We start from the raw sequence: 16314 nt of genomic DNA on the forward strand, positions 1-16314 counted from the left end.
CCGTCGACCCGCTCACCGCTGCCTCGGTTCCGCGAGGGAGGCGATGAGCGACGCGACCGAGTCGATCAGCTGTCGCGCCTCCGCGTCGTCGCGTCGGACGAGCCACGCGACCGTGAGGCCGTCGGTGAACGCGATCACGATGCGCGCGAGCTCGTCGACAGGTCGGAGCCAGCGGCTGTCGCTGACCTCTGCCGCGATCGTCAGCGCCTCACCCGCGAGTTCCGAGTAGCGCCGATACTGCTCCCCCGCGAGACGTTCGAGTCCGGGCGTCCGCATCGCGTAGTAGCTGAGCTCCTGCATGGCGGCCTCTCGACCAGGGTCTGCGCGCAACAGCTCGAAGTAGCGTTCGAGCCCGGCTGCGACGACGCTCCGCAGTTCCGGGGCAGGCTCGTCGTCGGTCGTCGTGTCGGCACGCAGCTCCTCGACGTCGAGGACGACCCGTTCCTGCTCGACCACGTGCACCACGAGTTCGGCGAGCAGTTCGTCGCGGGAGGTGAAGGCGTAGTGGAAGCTGGCGAGGGACATGTCGGCCTCCGCGACGATCGCGCGGGTGGTCGCTGCGGCGACTCCACTCGCGGCCACGACCCGCAACGCGGCACTGATGAGTTCGGCCCGTCGGTCGACCACGGAGATCCTTGCCATCGCGTCCCTCTCCAGGTGCGCTCAGCGGCGCCGAGGCTTCATCGCAACGGTTCCGACTGGGACAGATGACCCAGTGCGGACAGTATGTCGGATGTGGGACGGATTCGCACCCATCGCGGGGCTCGAATCGTCTTTTTCCGTCCGGATCAGCCGAGAATCGCGTCCGATGTGGCGCGGGAGGTTGACTTCCCGGGGTGATCTTGGGGGAATGGAAGCGGTGACCGGGGAACGCACGCAGGCAGGGCAGGGAGTCCGATCGAATCGCTCGATCGGACGCGTCGCGCTCGCCGGAACCGCTCTGGTCGTCGGACTGGTGTGGTCGCTGACGCTCAGCACGCCCGCTGCAGCCCAGTCGCAACCGGTCCCGACGCCGAGCGAGAGCGCGACGACTCCGCCTCCTCCGGACGGCCCCACGATCACGAGTCCGACATCCGGATCGTTCATCGGCAGCGGGTCGACGACGGTCAGTGGAACAAAGGACGCCGGCACCGGTGTCCAGGTGAAACTCGGAACGGGCCTCGAGCCCGTGTGCATCCTGCCGCAGGATGACACGACCGGATGGTCCTGCGACGTCGATCTTCCCGACGGCGGCGGGCTCGCCATCACCGCCGTGGAGGTCGGCGGCGCCCAGACCCTCACGGCACAGGTCTCGGTCTCCGCACTCGGTCCGCCGACGATCGCCGCGGGCGCCCCCAGCAACGGCGGCGTGCGCGGCACCGCGTACCCCGGTGCGACCGTGACCGTCCGCGCCGACTCCGGCGCAAGCTGCAGTTTCACGGCCGACGGTTCCGGGAGCTGGTTCTGCGTGCTCGGCGAACCGTTGGCCTCCGGATCAGTCGAGGTCACGGCGACGCAACAGGCCTCGTTCACCGGCGGCGAGCGGTCAGACCCGTCGAGTCCCGTCTCCCTGGCGATCGACCGGGACGCTCCGGTCCCTCCGGTCCTCTCGTCGCCCGTCGCAGGCCAGGCCATGCCGCTCACGGCCGGGACGTACGCCGGAACCGGCGAGGAGGGCGCGACGGTCACCGTCTTCGCCGACTCGACCTCGGTGTGCGTCGCGACCGTGGTCGGCGGCTCATGGACCTGCTCAGGCGCCGGCGTCCCGGTCGGCACGCACGCCGTACTCGCGATCCAGCAGGACGCCGCAGGAAACACGAGTGGCGCGAGCACACCGCTGAGCCTCGTCTACGGCGACGCGACGGCTGCACCCGCTACCCCGAGCCCGTCTGCCTCGCCGTCACCGTCGAACGGTGCTGTCCCGCCACCTGCCCCTGGAACGCAACCGCCCGGTAGCCAACAGCCGACACCGTCGCAGACTGACGACCCGGAACCGGGAGCGGCGCCGCCCGGCGGGGGCGGGCTCTGGTCCGGCTCGACGCCGTTCTCGCAGACGCTCGCCTCCGTGATCGACGGACGCGGACAACCGGTCTGGTGGATCGCCGCGCTCTTGGCGCTCATGGCCGTCGCGCTCATCGCGATCCCCGCCCGGCTCCTGGCCTCGACCCTCGCCCCATGGCGAGCGGTGCTCGCGGAACGTCGACGCTCCGCACTGACAGGACGCAATCGTCCACGCTCGGAGTTCGACCGTGCACCCTCCGTTCCAGCGCCCAGCCGGGCCGCCGTCGGCGTCATCACGATCGCCGCTTCGGCCGGCATCATCATCTTCGCGCAGCCTGTCAGCGGGCAACCCGCCTACCTGCGCCTCCTCATCGCCTCGCTCATCGCTGTGCTGGCGATCAATGCGGCGGCGCTCCTCGCCCAACTCCTCGTCGCTCGCCACGAGGGTCTCGGCGCGATGCGGATCGTCGTCCGGCCGAGCGGCCTCATCGCGACCGGCTTCGTCACCGCAGCCTCCCGGCTCTTCGCGCTGCAGCCCGCACTCCTGTTCGCCCTCGTTGCCGAGCTCCGTCAGGCGGAACCGCACGGCGGCAGCACGGAGACGCAGCCGTCCGCCCCTGTCTCAAGACGGTCGGCGGGACGCCTCGCGCTCGCGCGCATCGCAGCTGCCGCAGCGCTCGGAGCGCTCGCGTGGTCCGTCTCTGCACTGGCCGGCGAGCCGAGCGGTGGAGTCGGAGCCCTGCTGGTGGAGACAGTGAACCTGACGGCGATCGCCGGCATCGGTTCAGCGTCGATCGCGCTCCTGCCCATCGGCCCGCTCGGCGGGCGGACGGTGCTCGACTGGTCGAGACCCGTCTGGCTCGCCAGCGCGCTTGTCGGATTCACCCTGCTCTTCGGCCTGCTCGGTCCCACGGCGACCATCCCGGGCGCCACCGACACCCTGATCGGGCTCCTCCTCGGAGCACTGGCTTTCGCCGCCGTCGTCTCTGGTGCGTGGGCCTGGGTTCGACACGTACGACCGCTGATCGACGCCCACTGAGCGTCGTGCGGCGGCTCGCGAAGCGGTCGTCTCCGGGAAGGGTCCCGCTCAGCCTGCGTCGGTAGCCCGCTGGACGGGCAGACCGCTCGCAGACCACTCGAGGATGCCGCCGGTGATGTTGACCGCGTCGTAGCCCTCCTGCTCGAGGTAGCCCGTGACCCGGGCACTGCGTCCACCGGAGTGGCAGAGCACGTAGACCGTCTCCTCCCGCGGTACCTCGTCGAGGTGGTCGAGGAAGGAGGACATCGGTAGGTGGCGCGCACCGGGCACGCTTGCGACGGCGACCTCGTCGGCTTCACGGACGTCGATGATGACGGCCTGGTCGAGCTTGCTCAGTTCGGTTGGGGTGATCTCCTGCACGGCTTCAGCCTACCCTCGCACCCTCGACCGTCGGCGCGCCTGTCGGCGGAAAGGCGTGAGGGCGAGGTAACCCGAATACCTCGCCCTCACTTGAGGCGTCTAGCAACCGATCGACCAAGAAGCTTGCGGCTTCCGGGACCGGCTCACGGGTGACGCCCCCACATCGAAGGTAGCGGACTCCGGACACGTTGCGTGACGCGTCGCCGCCGTGTCGCCGGACGACGGGCGGGAAACCTGCGCCCCGTTCGAGGGACAGCGCGCTTCCGGTCGCCGACAACGATGTCGACGCAGCGAACCGGCGCGGATCTCCTCCGCGCCGCACTCCCGCTGCGTCTGCCGAGGGAAACCCTGATCAGTGATGGAAGGCCGGCGGCGTGGGCTGCGTCGGCATCGGCGACGCAATGGCGTCGAGTGCAGCGGTCTCGGTCAGGATGTCGGCCAGCAGGTCCTGCGCGAGTTCCAGGCTCAAACCGTTCCGGACGACGATGCGTTGCACGACCAGGTCGCCCAGATCGTCGGGCATGGGGTAGGCGGGCACCAGCCAGCCCTTCATCCGCAGCCGGTCCGAGAGGTCGTAGAGCGTCCAGTTCTTCGTGTGGCCGTCCCGTTGTCGCCATGCGAACACGGGGATGTCGGTTCCGTCGTTCCAGAGTTCGAACGCCTCGATCGCAGCGATGCCGGCCGAGAGGTAGGTCGCGGCCTCCTGGAGCGCACGTTGCATCTTCGTGAAGCCGTCGATGCCGAGGCGGAGGAACAGGTAATACTGCAACACCACCTGCGCACCGGGCCGGGAGAAGTTGAGGGCGAAACTCGGCATGCTGCCGCCGAGGTAGTTGACGTCGAAGACGAGATCAGCCGGCAGGAGTGAGCGCTCTCGCCAGACCACCCAACCGACCCCCGGGTACACGCCGCCGTACTTGTGGCCGGAGGTGTTGATCGAGTGCACCCGATCGAGCTGGAAGTCCCAGGTCAGCTCGGGCTGCAGGAACGGCGCCACCATGCCGCCCGAGGCTCCATCGACGTGGATCGGGATGTCGAGGCCCGTCGCCGCCTGGATCGCGTCGAGTGCGGCCGCGATCTCGGCGACCGGTTCATACATGCCCGTGTACGTCACGCCCATGATGGCGATCACACCGATGGTGTTCTCGTCGACATGGTTCGCGAGGTCGTGTCCGTCGAGCGTCTTGTGGTCCTCGCTGATCGGGACGAGGCGCGCTTCGACGTCCCAGTAGTTGCAGAACTTCTCCCAGCACACCTGGACGGCCGAACTCATGACGAGGTTCGGCCGGTCCGTGCTCTTGCCCGCGGCCCGTCTCGCATGCTGCCAGCGACGCTTGAGCGCGAGACCGCCGAGCATCGCACCCTCCGACGATCCGATCGTGGAGGTGCCGATCGCCTGCTCGGCGTCCGGCACGTGCCAGAGGTTGGCGAGGATCTTCCAGCACCGCTCTTCGATGGCCGCCGTGCGCGGGTACTCGTCCTTGTCGACCATGTTCTTGTCGTACGACTCGGCGTACAGCCTGTCGGCGTGCTCGTCCATCCACGTACCGACGAACGTCGCGAGGTTCAGTCTCGCGTTGCCGTCGAGCATCGTCTCATCATGCACCAGCTGGTACGCCGTCTCCGGCAGCACGGATCCCTGAGCCAGCTCGTGATGAGACCCGATCGCGCGCTCCGCCGCTCGGGAGAATAGTGGATCCAGTTCGTCGTCCGCATCGATCCTGGTCATCGAGTCCCCGTTCCCCGACGGCGACATGCCGCCCTGGTCTCGGACTCTAGCGGCTGGCCGCCGCGCCGCGCAGCGATCCGGCATGCTTCTGCAGTACCCCCGGTGGGGTTCGAACCCGTTGGACGCACCAGCCAGAGCGGCGAAGCTGTCTAAGATCCCCTAGATGACGGCAGTATGCGCTCACACGGACCGGGCTCAATCACCGCATCTCAACGTCAAGTGTTGTCAGTTCGTTGTCACGCGGACTCCAGCGTCCGCTCCGCTCTAAGAAATGCTCGGCCATCATTTCGCAGCAGCGCCCGATGCGGGCGAGGCGTCGATGGACGAGAATACGTGGATGGACGAGATGGTGGAGAACCGACGACCGGCCTCCTGGTGGATGCTGCTCACGATCGGGCTTGCCTCGGTTGTGGCGATGGGGGTACTCGCGTTCCTCCCGTCGACCGTGCACGAGCGGGTCGTCGGCGGTGACCATCCGGGGTACGCCACCGTGTGCTCGTCAGTGGTGGTCGCGGGGTGGCCGCGCGACATCGGTGACGTCGACGACCGGCTTGCCGCCCGCGGGATCCTGTCGACCGACACGTCGGAACCGCCGTACGACATCTGCGCGAACCGGCGCTCGCTCTCCGCAGCTGGAATGGCCGTGTTCGCCGTGCCCTCGAGCGTGCTGCTCTTTCTCGCCGCCGGCTCCGCGCTCCCCGCCGCCCGCCTGCGTCTGCGCCGCGAGCGGTGACTCCGCGGGTCGTGGGTTCGAGCCCCACCGAGCCCACCACATCCCCGTGATTCCGGGGCTGACAGGCACCTGCGGCAAACGGACCTCGCCTCCATCCACCGGAAACCCCGCACAATCGACGCGCGAGGGTCGACTTCAGGCATCATCGTCCAGCAACTCTGCTTCTAGCGCATGATGGTCGCCATCAATGAATGCGATCGAGTCGGCGTCATGCTTCGGCGGTTCTCGGTCGTCCGGCAACCACGTCGGAGCGATAAGAAAGGGAATGCCGGGGCCGCACAGCACCTTCGCTACCACTTCCCGCTCGTCCTGGTAGCCCGCCACCGGCCACAAGGCAGAGCGGCCGACACGCACGAAGTCCGTGATCGCGTCAGCCAGAGTGTCAGCGAGCTGATCAGAGATAGCGAAGACTTGCCCGGCATAGTGAAGGTGCTTCATGGCCGACACTCTACGCACGGTGACTCTCGAGCCACTAGCACGCGTGGTAACTCCGGAGGCACCGACCGCTGCATCGAGTTCCATCTGATGGCCCCTGGCATGACGAGACGCCCGATCAGATGCCAGCTCGGAGCCCAGCGCCGGCGCGCGGATTGAACGGCCTCGCCATTTCGAGAACATCGTCGACTCACGTCGATATCGCCAGGGTCTCGCTGCCAGAGGACATCAGGCGGAGTTAGTCCAGCGGAGCCTTCAACCAGGCGGCCGCAGTTCCGACGCGGAGTGCGGCCCAGGCCTTGCCCGTGATATCCACAACGAACAGGGCGTCGGACGAATCGGTCAGGGCCTTGATTTCATCACGAATCGTCGTCGCCGTCTTCGTGCTTTTCACGATCCAGACGCTCTCCAGCGGGCGGGTGTTGGCGAATCCGTTGAGATAGTCGTAGACGGGCTCGTAGTCGCGACCGGGGGATTTCAGGTCATAAGAGATGCGGTACTTCCGGGTCGTCATTCGGGTTCCGATCTGGTCGCGAGTGCACGGATTCCCGTGTCTGTCCCATCATCCTGAGCTGGCGTTCAAATGCGGCAGGGGGCTATCCCTGCACCGCACGGCCTGCCGTCTCGATACGCTGCGGACATGAGTTCCGACGACATCTCCAACCTGATCCAGACCCTCGCGGTCCTCGCCGCTGTCGGGGCTGCGATCGTCGCCCTCGTCATCTCCGCGAAGGACCGCCGGAACGCCCGGCAGATCGCAGCTGACGACCGCAGGGAAGCGCTCCGACAGGCGCATCTATTGTTCGAGCTCGAGCACCTGGTGCGGCTGTCTCAGAACAACAACCGAGGCGGATCCACGGATCCGATCGAGCGTAAGCAGCTCGGCGCCGAAGCCCTCACGATGATCGGCGCGCTCGGCGAGACTCGGGTGCCTTCGCAGTGGAACCGACGTGTGGGCAACGACGAGAAGCTCCAGGCTGCGATGACGGATGCCGCGATGCCGGAGTTCAAGAAGGACGCGCTGGAAACTCAGCTAGCGGTGAACGCCGTCCTCCGCGAGATCCGCGCTTCGATCGGCCGAGAATAGGCGTCCTTGCCACCGCCTGAACCAACTAGGTTTCGCTCATGACCGAAGGCCTTCCACTGCAGTACGAGTTGTCGTTCTCTCTCGGCGAGATCGTGCGCAACGACAAGTGGGCCGAGAATGAGATGAAGAATCTGTGGATGCGCCTCGCTCAGTCCGGCCTCGCCGAGGGTGCGCCGCAGCGCGACTTCGCGCGCGTAACGAAGGACGCGCGTCGGATGCTCAACCTAGAATCGGTCCCGTCTGCATTCCGCGCGCTGGCCCTGCCGTCGCTGGAGGCGGCCCATCGGGCGCATCAGCGCCGGCGCGAGTACGTGCACCAGACCCTCATCCAGCCGGCGTGGGCACAGGGACAGCTTCGTCCCGCGATCGGCAGCAAGCCAGCGATCCACATGTCGGACCTGGTGAAGTGCGCGGAGGATCTACGCGTGGCGATGTGGCGCCTGCGCGGACTGGGGATCATCGCACCCTGTTACTCTGCGCTGTGCCATGAAGTCATCCTCGCAGCTGGGCACGAACCGAAGGTGCAACATCTCCGCACTCTTCGCCGTAGGAGCAGTTGTCGGACTAGCCATCGCAACATTCCTCCTACCAGGAGGCCTGGCCGCGTCGGCTACGCTGGGTATCGCAGCACTCGAGACCATTGGCTACATCCTCGGAGTCGCTGGGACCGTTTATTCGGTGGGCTCGGCACTAAATACCTGCATGGAGGAATGGTGAAGTTCTTCGACTCCGTAGGTTTCCTCACGCTGGCGCTCCTTGTGTTTCTCGGCCTGTTCTTCTCCTTCCTGTTCTTCAATGAGGACTTGATCGCGAAGCTCTTTGTCTGCGCTTTCTCGGGTATCTTCGCTGCCGTCGTACTGATACGCCTCCTCCAGCTGACGCGGAAATGACCCGCTCAGGCGGCTGAAGGGCAGCTCCCAGCCAGGATAAAACTACGAAACAGCCCCTCCCGAGCCCACCCGAAGGTGAGCCCGAGAGGGGCTTCGTGTTAGATCACGTTCCAGTAGGTGCCGTCGCAGATCAGGTGCAGTGAAGCACCAGCCGCGACCGTGATAGATGCGGCAGCTGACGTGTCGAAGATGTCGTTGCCGCCGGCATTGCTGTTGATCGTGAGGGTCGCGGTCCCCCGGTTCTTGAAGGTCAGGTCTGCGCCGGCCGCTGCGTTCCCCACGGTCGGGAGCGTCCAGGTCGCCGCGGCTGTGCCAGTGAACACGAAGAAGTCCGCCATGCCGAGGTTGAACCCCGACGTCGGCGGTGCCGCGAGCGCGTTCGTGACGGTCATCTTCCGGTTCGAACGTCTCGACGCCGATTGGACCGACTTGTTGTTGGCTGCTCGGAGTCGGACATGTCGCGTTGCGTTCGCCACGATGGTGAAGATGGTCCCCATACTGACCTCGGGCACCCGACTTGGGAGCTCACCCTAGAACAGGAATTGAGCACAGCATGGCCAAAGGAGATGTGTCCACGTACAACGAGGACGGCACATGGAAGTCGAAGGTCGAGGGCAACCAGCGCGCGAGTAGCGCCGGCGGCACGAAGGCCGAGCAGCAGGCACAGGGCCGACAGATGGCGCAAGATCGCGGCGTCGAGCACACCATCCGGAAGCTGAACGGTCAGATCGGCGAGAAGAACTCCTACGGGAACGACGACAGCCCGCCGAAGGGCTAGGCGTTTGTGTCGGTCGGCTCGCCCTGGTCGACCGACACTATCCCTCGAACGACGAACATCCCGCCCGGGCCGCCGCAGCGGACACCGGACGGGGCGTCGAGCTGGGCCTAGAAGCTGCGGGAGAGCTCAGCCCACGTCGTCGCGGACAGGGCCTTGAACTTCATGAAGCCGTTCGACGGCGGCGTCGCGTTCACGGCGCCCTTCAAGATGAACGAGCCAGAGTGCACGAGTGTCGCGTTCGTGTTGCCGAACCGAATCGTGACCTCCCGGCCGACCCAACCGCCAGTGAAGCCGGTCACGTTCGTCGCGGCCGCCATCGCCAGGACGAACTGGTCAGTGGCGAACCGGTCGACCCAGCCGAGGTTGGGTGTGGCACCTGCGGTGACAAGGAACTCGTCGCCGCTGGAACGGGTGACCGACTGCTGCGAAGACGCGTTCATGTACAGGTTCACCGGCCCACGAATCACGTTCGGGCCGATGATGTTGCGCGCCCCGGTACAGATGAACAGGTACCCGATCGTGACTACTCGAGCGGGGTCGATGGGCGAGATGACGTTCCCGGCGACCTGACACTCCTCGTCCAGCGTGAACAGCTGCCGGATGCCGCCCTTCGCGCCCGTGTTGATCGTGGCTGGCGTGCTCGCCGGGATCCTCGACGACGCAGTGACCGACCGAAAACTCCCGCGGAACCCGGCGCGCGGCGTCTCGCTCCCCCGGAAGACGAAGAAGCGCCGCGTTTACCTGACGCACACGCAGGTGCAGATCCTGGCCGATAGCGCCGGCGACCGCAGATCGTTGGTCTACACGCTCGCGTACACGGGCCTACGATGGGGCGAAGCGACCGGACTTCCGGTCCGCGACGTCGACGCGCTGAGGCGGCGGCTGGCGGTCAACGAGAACGCCGTGAACGTCGGCGGCCGCATCGTCGTGGGCAGCCCGAAGACGCACGAAGTGCGGTCGGTCCCGTTCCCGGAGTTCCTGGCCGAGCAGCTCGCCGCCGAGTGCACGGGCAAGCGCCCGGAACAGCTCGTCTTCGGCGACGGCGATCGCCACCTCCGCTCCCCCGACAGCCGGGACGGGTGGTTCGTCAACGCGATCGCTCGAGCGAAGCTCACCGACGCCGCGTTCCCCCACGCTCACGATCCACGACCTCAGGCACACCGCGGCGAGCCTCGCGATCAGCGCCGGCGCGAACGTGAAGGCCGTGCAGCGGATGCTCGGTCACGCCTCGGCCGCGATGACTCTCGCCACCTACGCGGACCTGTTCGATGACGACCTCGACGCCGTTGCGGACGCCCTGAATCAGGCGAAGGCGGAGACGGTTGTTGTCGAACCGTTGTCACGGAGACCGGTTCGGACGCTCAAATCCGCGTAATTTCAAGGCATTTCCGGGTACCCCCGGTGGGGTTCGAACCCACACTGCGGCGATTTTAAGTCGCCTGCCTCTGCCAATTGGGCTACGGGGGCGTGCACTTCATCGTATCGACGGGCGGGCGCATCGTCGGATACGACAAGAGGCGCATGCCCTGGGACATGCGCCTCTCGATGCTCGGAGCGATGAGCTCCGAACAGGACTACTTGGTGCTGACGGCTTCCTCAGCCGGAGTGGCGTACGCCTGCTCAGGCTCGGCACCAGACGGAGCATCTGCCACGGCCGCCTTCGGCTTGCGCTTGACGGGAGCCTTGCGAGCGGGCTTCTCGGCAGCTGCAGGAGCCGCAGGAGCGGCGGCAGGAGCCGCAGCCTCAGCCGGGGGCTTCGGACGCGACGCGTACGTCTCGAAGGCCTCACGCGGCGTCTGGGTGGCCGAGAGCGACACGATGTCGCGGCCGAGCCAGAAGTTGTTCCACCAGCCACCGAAGACGCGGAACTTGCGCTCGAAGCTCGGCATGGCCAGACCGTGGTAGCCACGGTGGGCGACCCAGGCTGGGAGGCCCTTGATCGCGATGTTGCCGGACTGGAACACACCGACGCCGATGCCGAGACCTGCGACGGCGCCGGCGTTCTTGTGGAAGTAGTTCTTCGGCGTCTCGCCACGGAGGACCGCGGTGATGTTCTTCGCGAGCAGCTTGCCCTGGCGGACGGCGTGCTGAGCGTTCGGAACGCAGAAGCCGCCGACGCCACCACCGGTGAGGTCGGGGACCGCGGACACGTCGCCGGCCGCCCAAGCGCCCTCGACGATCTCGTCCTCGGTGCCGACGCGGAGGTCTGCACGGGTCTTGATGCGACCGCGCTCCTCGACCGGGAGGTCGCCGCCACGGACGACGCCCGGGTTGGCCATGACACCAGCGGTCCAGACGATGAGGTCGGACTCGAAGGACTCACCGGTGGAGAGCTCGATCTTGCCGTCGACGGCCGACTGCAGCTGGGTGTCGAGGTGCACGAGCGCGCCACGCTCGGCGAGGTTCTTGAGGACCCAATGGCTCGTCTCGATCTTGACCTCGGGCATGATGCGACCCATGGCCTCGATGAGGTGGAAGTGCGTGTCCTCGAAGGCCAGCTGCGGGTAGAACTTCAGCAGCGAGCTCGCGAAGGAGCGGAGCTCCGCGAAGATCTCGATACCTGCGAAGCCGCCACCGACAACGGTGAAGGTGAGGAGGCGGTCGCGCTCGGGACCTGCCGGCAGGTTCGCGGCCTTGTCGAAGTTGGAGAGCACGCGGTCGCGGATGGCGACGGCTTCCTCGATGGTCTTCAGGCCGATCGCGTTGTCGGCGACACCCGGGATCGGGAAGGTGCGCGAGACGGCGCCGGCGGTGACGACGATGATGTCGTAGTCGACCTCCCAGGGCTCACCGACCTCTGGCGTCAGCGTGGCCTTCTTCTCGGCGTGGTTGATGCCGGTGACCTTCGCCGTGACGACGTTGGTGGACTTCAGGTGACGACGCGGCGCGACGACTGCGTGACGCGGCTCGATGGAACCGGCAGCGACCTCGGGGAGGAACGGCTGGTAGGTCATGTACGGCAGCGGGTCGACCATGGTGACTTCGGCCTCACCGCGACGAAGCTGCTTCTCAAGCTTCCAGGCGGTGTAGAACCCGGCGTAACCACCACCGACGATCAGAATTTTGGGCACGGCGAACGATCTCCTACGTCAAGACGATTGGTTCAGATGAGCATCTGAGAATATCGGAACAGAGTACTACCTCCGCAGCACCCGCTTGAAATGCCTGGTAGCGCCAATGACACCGAGCCAAACCAGGGTACCAGTTCCGAGCAGGAGCGCGAGCGGCAATGAGCCGTAGAGCAGGGTGTCCGGCGTCGGGAGGAAGGGGTTGGCGCGGACCTCGACCGCCTCACCCTGCGGGATCGCCGGCGGGAGGGGGTCCTGTGTCGGCGGCGGTTGTACCGAGCCCTGATCCGGATCGGGGGCCTGCTCCGCTCGCCGGTACAGCGTGATCCAGTCCGACAGCTGCTCCTGCGGCGTCGTGGCCGCGGGACCGACGGATGCCGTGACCGCATCCGCCGCGTCGATGAGCCCGGCACCGTAGATCGGGCTCTGCGCCGAGTCGCCGACCTGCTTCGCCGTCGCTGTCACCCGCTCGATCGCATCGGCCGCACTGAGCTCGGGCCAGGCGGATCGGACGAGGGCGACGAGGCCGGAGACGATCGGCGCCGCTCCGCTCGTCCCGGCCCACTGGACGTACGAACCGGCCGGAGTCACGCCGACGAGCTGCTCACTCGGCGCGGCGACGGCGATCGTGATGCCCTGGCTCGACGCGTCGAAGCTCGCTGAGCCCGAGCGATCGACACCAGCGACAGTCAGGACGCCGGGGATCGTCGCCGGCGCACCGACCTCCACCGTCCCGCTTGCCCGGTTACCAGCGGCCGCCACGACGACGACATCGTGCTCGAAGGCGTACAGGAACGCGTCGTCCCAGCTCTCCGGCCAGTCGAGGCTGTTCCGCGTGAGTGACATGTTGATGACGTCCGCGCCGTTGTCGACGGCCCAGCGCACCGCAGTGGCGATCTGGTCGTCCCAGGGCACGATGGCGGAGCCGTCTGAACCGAATCCGACCGAGACGGAGAGCAGACGTGCCTCAGGAGCGACCCCGATGACTCCGGCACCCCCCGCTCGTCCGCGCCCGGCGATCATGGAGGCGACGAGCGTCCCGTGCTCGCTGCCCTCCGCGCCGACGGGCTTCCGTCCGTCGGAACTGCCGAGCCCGGACACGTCGATGCCGCCCGCCACAGCGCCGTTCAACTCCGGTGGGCCGTCGGCGATCCCCGTGTCGATCACCGCGACCGTGACGCCGGCGCCCTTCGTCGTCTCCCATGCTGTCGTGAACCCGTAGTCGCCCAACCAGTACTGCATGTCCCGGACGGTGTCCGCGTGCGCCGGCAACGCCTGGGCACCGACCAGCAGGACCGCGAGCAGCCCACCGAACAGCGCAGGCACGCCTCGTCGGCGCCCGGACCGACGATCGCCCGGACGACCTCCCGCTGCTGCACTCCCCCGCGTGCGACCCCCGTCGCGTGCGGGGGCTATCCCTGACCCACCTGGCCGTCGGCGCATGCGCAGACCTCCGGACTCCAGCTCGCGCGCTCGAGCGCGAGGTCGCCAATCGGGTTCACACCTGGACCAGCGGCGAGCGCGTGGCCGGCGAGGGCGTGGAGACATTTGACGCGGACGGGCATACCGCCGGCGGAGATGCCATCGATCTCGGAGACCTCGCCGATCGACGTGCGGTCGGCGAGGTAGACGGTGTGCGCCGCGGCGTATGCCTCGCGGATGTCGTCGTCCTCGGCGAGCAGTGCGCTGAACTCGGCCATGACCTGCGTCGCCTCGAGGGACGACATCGCGGCCGTCGCTGCGGGGTGCGTGAGGTAGTAGAAGGTGGGGAACGGCGTACCGTCGGCCAGGCGGGGTGCGGTCGACACGACCGTCGGGGCGCCACAGACGCAGCGCGCCGCGATTCCGACGACGTCGCGAGCCGGACGCCCGAGCTGCGCCGACACGATCTCGACGTCGCGCTCGGAGACGGGGCCGAAGGGTGGGGTGGTCATGGTTCCATTATCGCCGGGAACACGGACACCGCTCGACGTCAGCCCTCGGCCGGGACCGGAGCCTCGGTCGGCGGCGGAGTCTGTGCGGGGTCAGGCGGATCGGTCGCGACCGGTGCTGGCGAGTAGCCGGTGGCGACGAGCGAGGAGAGCAGGCCGTCGAGCCAGTCGGACTGCGAATCGACGAGCGTGTCGCTCACGGGAGTGCCGGAGACAGGGAGGGAGGCCGGGTCGATGTCGTTGATGATGATGTAGCTGACCTCGCCTGGGAGCGCGTAGAACAGGCGGTCGCGCGCCTGCGTCATGACGTAGCTCTGGTCGTTCCAGCGCTCCCGCTCGATGGTCTGCGCATCGACCTTCGCCTGGGTGTCGGCGACACCGGCTTCGAGGGCTGCGATCTGCTGTCGCTGCTCGAGGAACGTCTTGAGGTTCGGCGCGAGCACCACGACCCCGAGCACGAGGATACCGAGCAGCAGGACGCTGAACCCGGAGAGGCGGAGGCTCCGCAGCCATCCGGCGGCGCCGGCATCGGTCCGGATCGAAGCGGTCCGGGTCGAACCGGTCCGGGTCGAACCGGTGCGGGGTGAACCGGTTCGGGTCGAACTCGTGCGCGTCGAACCGGTGCGTGTGCTCGCCGGCGCGCCACTCGAGGCGCTGCCAGATCCGGCGGACGAACGCGCGGGCGCGGACCCGCCCTTCGCTCCAGTGGCGTCAGCACGCTTCGACGTCGTCGGGGATGCACCGGACGTCCGATCCTTCGCCTTCGACGACGTCGTGCGCACGCTCTCCGGCTTCGGGGTGGCGGGCCGCTTCGTACCGGTCGCGGACGCTCCGTCGGCTCCCGCCGGCGTCCGCTTCGGTTCGCCCGCAGCCGGCATCGTTGGCTTCTTCACAGGCGCCTCCCGCACGCGACAAAGGCTCTCAGGGGTGCCGATCGGCACCCCTGAGAGCCTTCAGGTGACGATGCTTAAGCGGTGAATCGCGGGAAGGCGCTGCGACCGGCGTAGACGGCGGCCTGACCCAGCTCCTCTTCGATCCTCAGCAACTGATTGTACTTCGCGACCCGCTCGCTCCGTGCAGGCGCACCGGTCTTGATCTGGCCCGCGTTCGTCGCGACCGCGAGGTCGGCGATCGTGGTGTCCTCGGTCTCACCGGAGCGGTGCGACAGGATCGTGGTGTAGCCGGAGCGCTGTGCCAGCGAGACGGCGTCGAGCGTCTCGGTGAGCGTGCCGATCTGGTTCACCTTGACGAGCAGCGAGTTCGCCGCTCCCTTGGCGATGCCGTCGGCGAGGCGCTTCGGGTTGGTGACGAAGAGGTCGTCGCCGACGATCTGCACCTTCAAGCCCAGCTCGGGGGTGAGGTGGGCGTACCCCGCCCAGTCGTCCTCGGCCAGCGGGTCCTCGATGGTGATGAGCGGGTAGTTCGCGACGAGGTCGGCGTAGTACGAGGTCATCTCGGTGCTGTTCAGCGCCTTGCCCTCGAACTGGTACGCGCCCTCGCGGTAGAACTCGCTCGAAGCGACGTCAAGACCGAGCGCGATGTCGGTGCCGACCGTGAAGCCGGCCTTCTCGATGGCCTCGACGATGAAGTCGAGCGCTGCACGGTTGTGCTCGAAGTCGGGAGCGAAGCCACCCTCGTCGCCGAGGCCGGTGGCGAAGCCCTTGGACTTCAACAGGCCCTTCAGCGTGTGGTAGGTCTCCGTGCCCCAGCGGAGCGCCTCACGGAAGCTCGGAGCGCCGATCGGGAGGATCATGAACTCCTGGATGTCGACGCCGGTGTCGGCGTGCGAACCACCGTTGATGATGTTCATCATCGGGACCGGGAGCACGTGGGCGTTGGCGCCGCCGACGTACCGGTAGAGCGAGAGGTCTGCGGAGTCGGCAGCAGCACGAGCGACTGCGAGGCTGGCGCCGAGGATGGCGTTCGCACCCAGGCGGCCCTTGTTCTCGGTGCCGTCGAGCTCGATCATGGTGTGGTCAACGAGACGCTGGTCGTCGGCCTCGATGCCCTCGAGCGCCGGGCCGATCTCGTCGAGAACGGCGTCGACGGCCTTCTCGACACCCTTGCCGAGGTAGCGCGCGGCATCGCCGTCGCGCAGCTCGTATGCTTCGAACGCACCGGTGGATGCGCCGGACGGGACGGCTGCACGGCTGACCGTGCCGTCCTCCAGGAGCACCTCGACCTCAACGGTCGGGTTGCCACGGGAGTCAAGAATTTCGCGAGCGCCTACTGCCTCGATGAGTGCCACGTGTGTTCTCCTTGTGGGGATTGGTGAGATGGGACG

19 protein-coding genes and 1 tRNA gene are annotated in these 16314 nt (G+C 67.3%); 7 read left to right on the forward strand and 13 right to left on the reverse strand.

Annotated features, from left to right (window positions below):
- Nucleotides 1–12 precede the first annotated feature (12 nt).
- Nucleotides 13–642 (reverse strand): TetR/AcrR family transcriptional regulator, encoded by a 630-nt coding sequence (locus tag ABMA10_RS14610; RefSeq protein WP_347870563.1) that lies wholly within the window; start codon nucleotides 640–642, stop codon nucleotides 13–15.
- A 217-nt stretch (nucleotides 643–859) separates the two neighbouring features.
- Here ABMA10_RS14610 and ABMA10_RS14615 point away from each other — a divergent pair, with 217 nt between their 5' ends.
- On the forward strand, nucleotides 860–3019 hold the full coding sequence (locus ABMA10_RS14615; protein ID WP_347870564.1) for a hypothetical protein: 2160 nt from the start codon (nucleotides 860–862) through the stop codon (nucleotides 3017–3019).
- A 48-nt stretch (nucleotides 3020–3067) separates the two neighbouring features.
- Here ABMA10_RS14615 and ABMA10_RS14620 read toward each other — a convergent pair whose 3' ends face one another.
- Together ABMA10_RS14620 and ABMA10_RS14625 are read right to left on the reverse strand one after the other, a co-directional pair.
- On the reverse strand, nucleotides 3068–3379 hold the full coding sequence (locus tag ABMA10_RS14620) for a rhodanese-like domain-containing protein (RefSeq protein WP_347870565.1): 312 nt from the start codon (nucleotides 3377–3379) through the stop codon (nucleotides 3068–3070).
- 352 nt (nucleotides 3380–3731) lie between these two features.
- Nucleotides 3732–5108 (reverse strand): glutamate decarboxylase, encoded by a 1377-nt coding sequence (locus ABMA10_RS14625; RefSeq protein ID WP_347870566.1) that lies wholly within the window; start codon nucleotides 5106–5108, stop codon nucleotides 3732–3734.
- A 271-nt stretch (nucleotides 5109–5379) separates the two neighbouring features.
- On the opposite strand from ABMA10_RS14625, the gene ABMA10_RS14630 reads away from it, so the two are divergent.
- Complete coding sequence (locus ABMA10_RS14630) at nucleotides 5380–5841, forward strand: hypothetical protein (RefSeq protein WP_431030650.1); 462 nt, start codon at nucleotides 5380–5382, stop codon at nucleotides 5839–5841.
- 135 nt (nucleotides 5842–5976) lie between these two features.
- Here ABMA10_RS14630 and ABMA10_RS14635 read toward each other — a convergent pair whose 3' ends face one another.
- Nucleotides 5977–6279 (reverse strand): hypothetical protein, encoded by a 303-nt coding sequence (locus ABMA10_RS14635; protein ID WP_347870568.1) that lies wholly within the window; start codon nucleotides 6277–6279, stop codon nucleotides 5977–5979.
- Between the two features lie 235 nt (nucleotides 6280–6514).
- On the reverse strand, nucleotides 6515–6790 hold the full coding sequence (locus tag ABMA10_RS14640) for a hypothetical protein (RefSeq protein ID WP_347870569.1): 276 nt from the start codon (nucleotides 6788–6790) through the stop codon (nucleotides 6515–6517).
- 126 nt (nucleotides 6791–6916) lie between these two features.
- Between ABMA10_RS14640 and ABMA10_RS14645 the strand changes: the two genes are divergently transcribed.
- Together ABMA10_RS14645 and ABMA10_RS14650 are read left to right on the forward strand one after the other, a co-directional pair.
- Entirely contained in the window at nucleotides 6917–7363 is a 447-nt protein-coding gene (locus ABMA10_RS14645; protein WP_347870570.1) for a hypothetical protein, read from the forward strand.
- Between the two features lie 38 nt (nucleotides 7364–7401).
- Nucleotides 7402–8253, forward strand: a complete 852-nt coding sequence (locus ABMA10_RS14650) for a hypothetical protein (protein WP_347870571.1) — start codon at nucleotides 7402–7404, stop codon at nucleotides 8251–8253.
- A gap of 98 nt (nucleotides 8254–8351) precedes the next feature.
- On the opposite strand, the gene ABMA10_RS14655 is transcribed toward ABMA10_RS14650, so the two are convergent.
- Entirely contained in the window at nucleotides 8352–8645 is a 294-nt protein-coding gene (locus ABMA10_RS14655; RefSeq protein ID WP_347870572.1) for a hypothetical protein, read from the reverse strand.
- Nucleotides 8646–8806: 161 nt separating this feature from the next.
- On the opposite strand from ABMA10_RS14655, the gene ABMA10_RS14660 reads away from it, so the two are divergent.
- Entirely contained in the window at nucleotides 8807–9031 is a 225-nt protein-coding gene (locus tag ABMA10_RS14660; protein ID WP_431030651.1) for a DUF2188 domain-containing protein, read from the forward strand.
- Nucleotides 9032–9138: 107 nt separating this feature from the next.
- Here ABMA10_RS14660 and ABMA10_RS14665 read toward each other — a convergent pair whose 3' ends face one another.
- The gene (locus tag ABMA10_RS14665) at nucleotides 9139–9471 is read right to left on the reverse strand and encodes a hypothetical protein (protein ID WP_347869418.1); all 333 of its coding nucleotides are present in this window, start codon (nucleotides 9469–9471) and stop codon (nucleotides 9139–9141) included.
- Between the two features lie 160 nt (nucleotides 9472–9631).
- Here ABMA10_RS14665 and ABMA10_RS14670 point away from each other — a divergent pair, with 160 nt between their 5' ends.
- Both ABMA10_RS14670 and ABMA10_RS14675 read left to right on the forward strand, forming a co-directional pair.
- On the forward strand, nucleotides 9632–10303 hold the full coding sequence (locus ABMA10_RS14670) for a tyrosine-type recombinase/integrase (protein ID WP_347869419.1): 672 nt from the start codon (nucleotides 9632–9634) through the stop codon (nucleotides 10301–10303).
- Nucleotides 10209–10406 (forward strand): hypothetical protein, encoded by a 198-nt coding sequence (locus ABMA10_RS14675; protein ID WP_347869523.1) that lies wholly within the window; start codon nucleotides 10209–10211, stop codon nucleotides 10404–10406. Before ABMA10_RS14670 ends, ABMA10_RS14675 begins: the two co-directional genes overlap by 95 nt.
- 18 nt (nucleotides 10407–10424) lie before the next feature.
- On the opposite strand, the gene ABMA10_RS14680 is transcribed toward ABMA10_RS14675, so the two are convergent.
- The 6 genes from ABMA10_RS14680 to eno all read right to left on the reverse strand — a co-directional run bounded on the left by ABMA10_RS14680 (nucleotide 10425) and on the right by eno (nucleotide 16278).
- Nucleotides 10425–10498: transfer RNA gene (locus tag ABMA10_RS14680), tRNA-Leu, on the reverse strand.
- Nucleotides 10499–10605: 107 nt separating this feature from the next.
- A complete protein-coding gene (locus tag ABMA10_RS14685; RefSeq protein WP_431030652.1) occupies nucleotides 10606–12102 on the reverse strand; it encodes an NAD(P)/FAD-dependent oxidoreductase in 1497 nt (498 codons plus the stop codon).
- 66 nt (nucleotides 12103–12168) lie between these two features.
- Entirely contained in the window at nucleotides 12169–13425 is a 1257-nt protein-coding gene (locus ABMA10_RS14690) for a S8 family peptidase (protein WP_347869421.1), read from the reverse strand.
- An 86-nt stretch (nucleotides 13426–13511) separates the two neighbouring features.
- Nucleotides 13512–14033 (reverse strand): DUF501 domain-containing protein, encoded by a 522-nt coding sequence (locus tag ABMA10_RS14695; protein WP_347869422.1) that lies wholly within the window; start codon nucleotides 14031–14033, stop codon nucleotides 13512–13514.
- A gap of 38 nt (nucleotides 14034–14071) precedes the next feature.
- The gene (locus tag ABMA10_RS14700) at nucleotides 14072–14923 is read right to left on the reverse strand and encodes a septum formation initiator family protein (protein ID WP_347869423.1); all 852 of its coding nucleotides are present in this window, start codon (nucleotides 14921–14923) and stop codon (nucleotides 14072–14074) included.
- 74 nt (nucleotides 14924–14997) lie between these two features.
- On the reverse strand, nucleotides 14998–16278 hold the full coding sequence (gene eno / locus ABMA10_RS14705) for a phosphopyruvate hydratase (protein ID WP_347869424.1): 1281 nt from the start codon (nucleotides 16276–16278) through the stop codon (nucleotides 14998–15000).
- Between the last annotated feature and the right edge of the window lie 36 nt (nucleotides 16279–16314).

The organism is Plantibacter sp. RU18 (genome assembly GCF_050613355.1).
GTDB lineage: Bacteria > Actinomycetota > Actinomycetes > Actinomycetales > Microbacteriaceae > Plantibacter.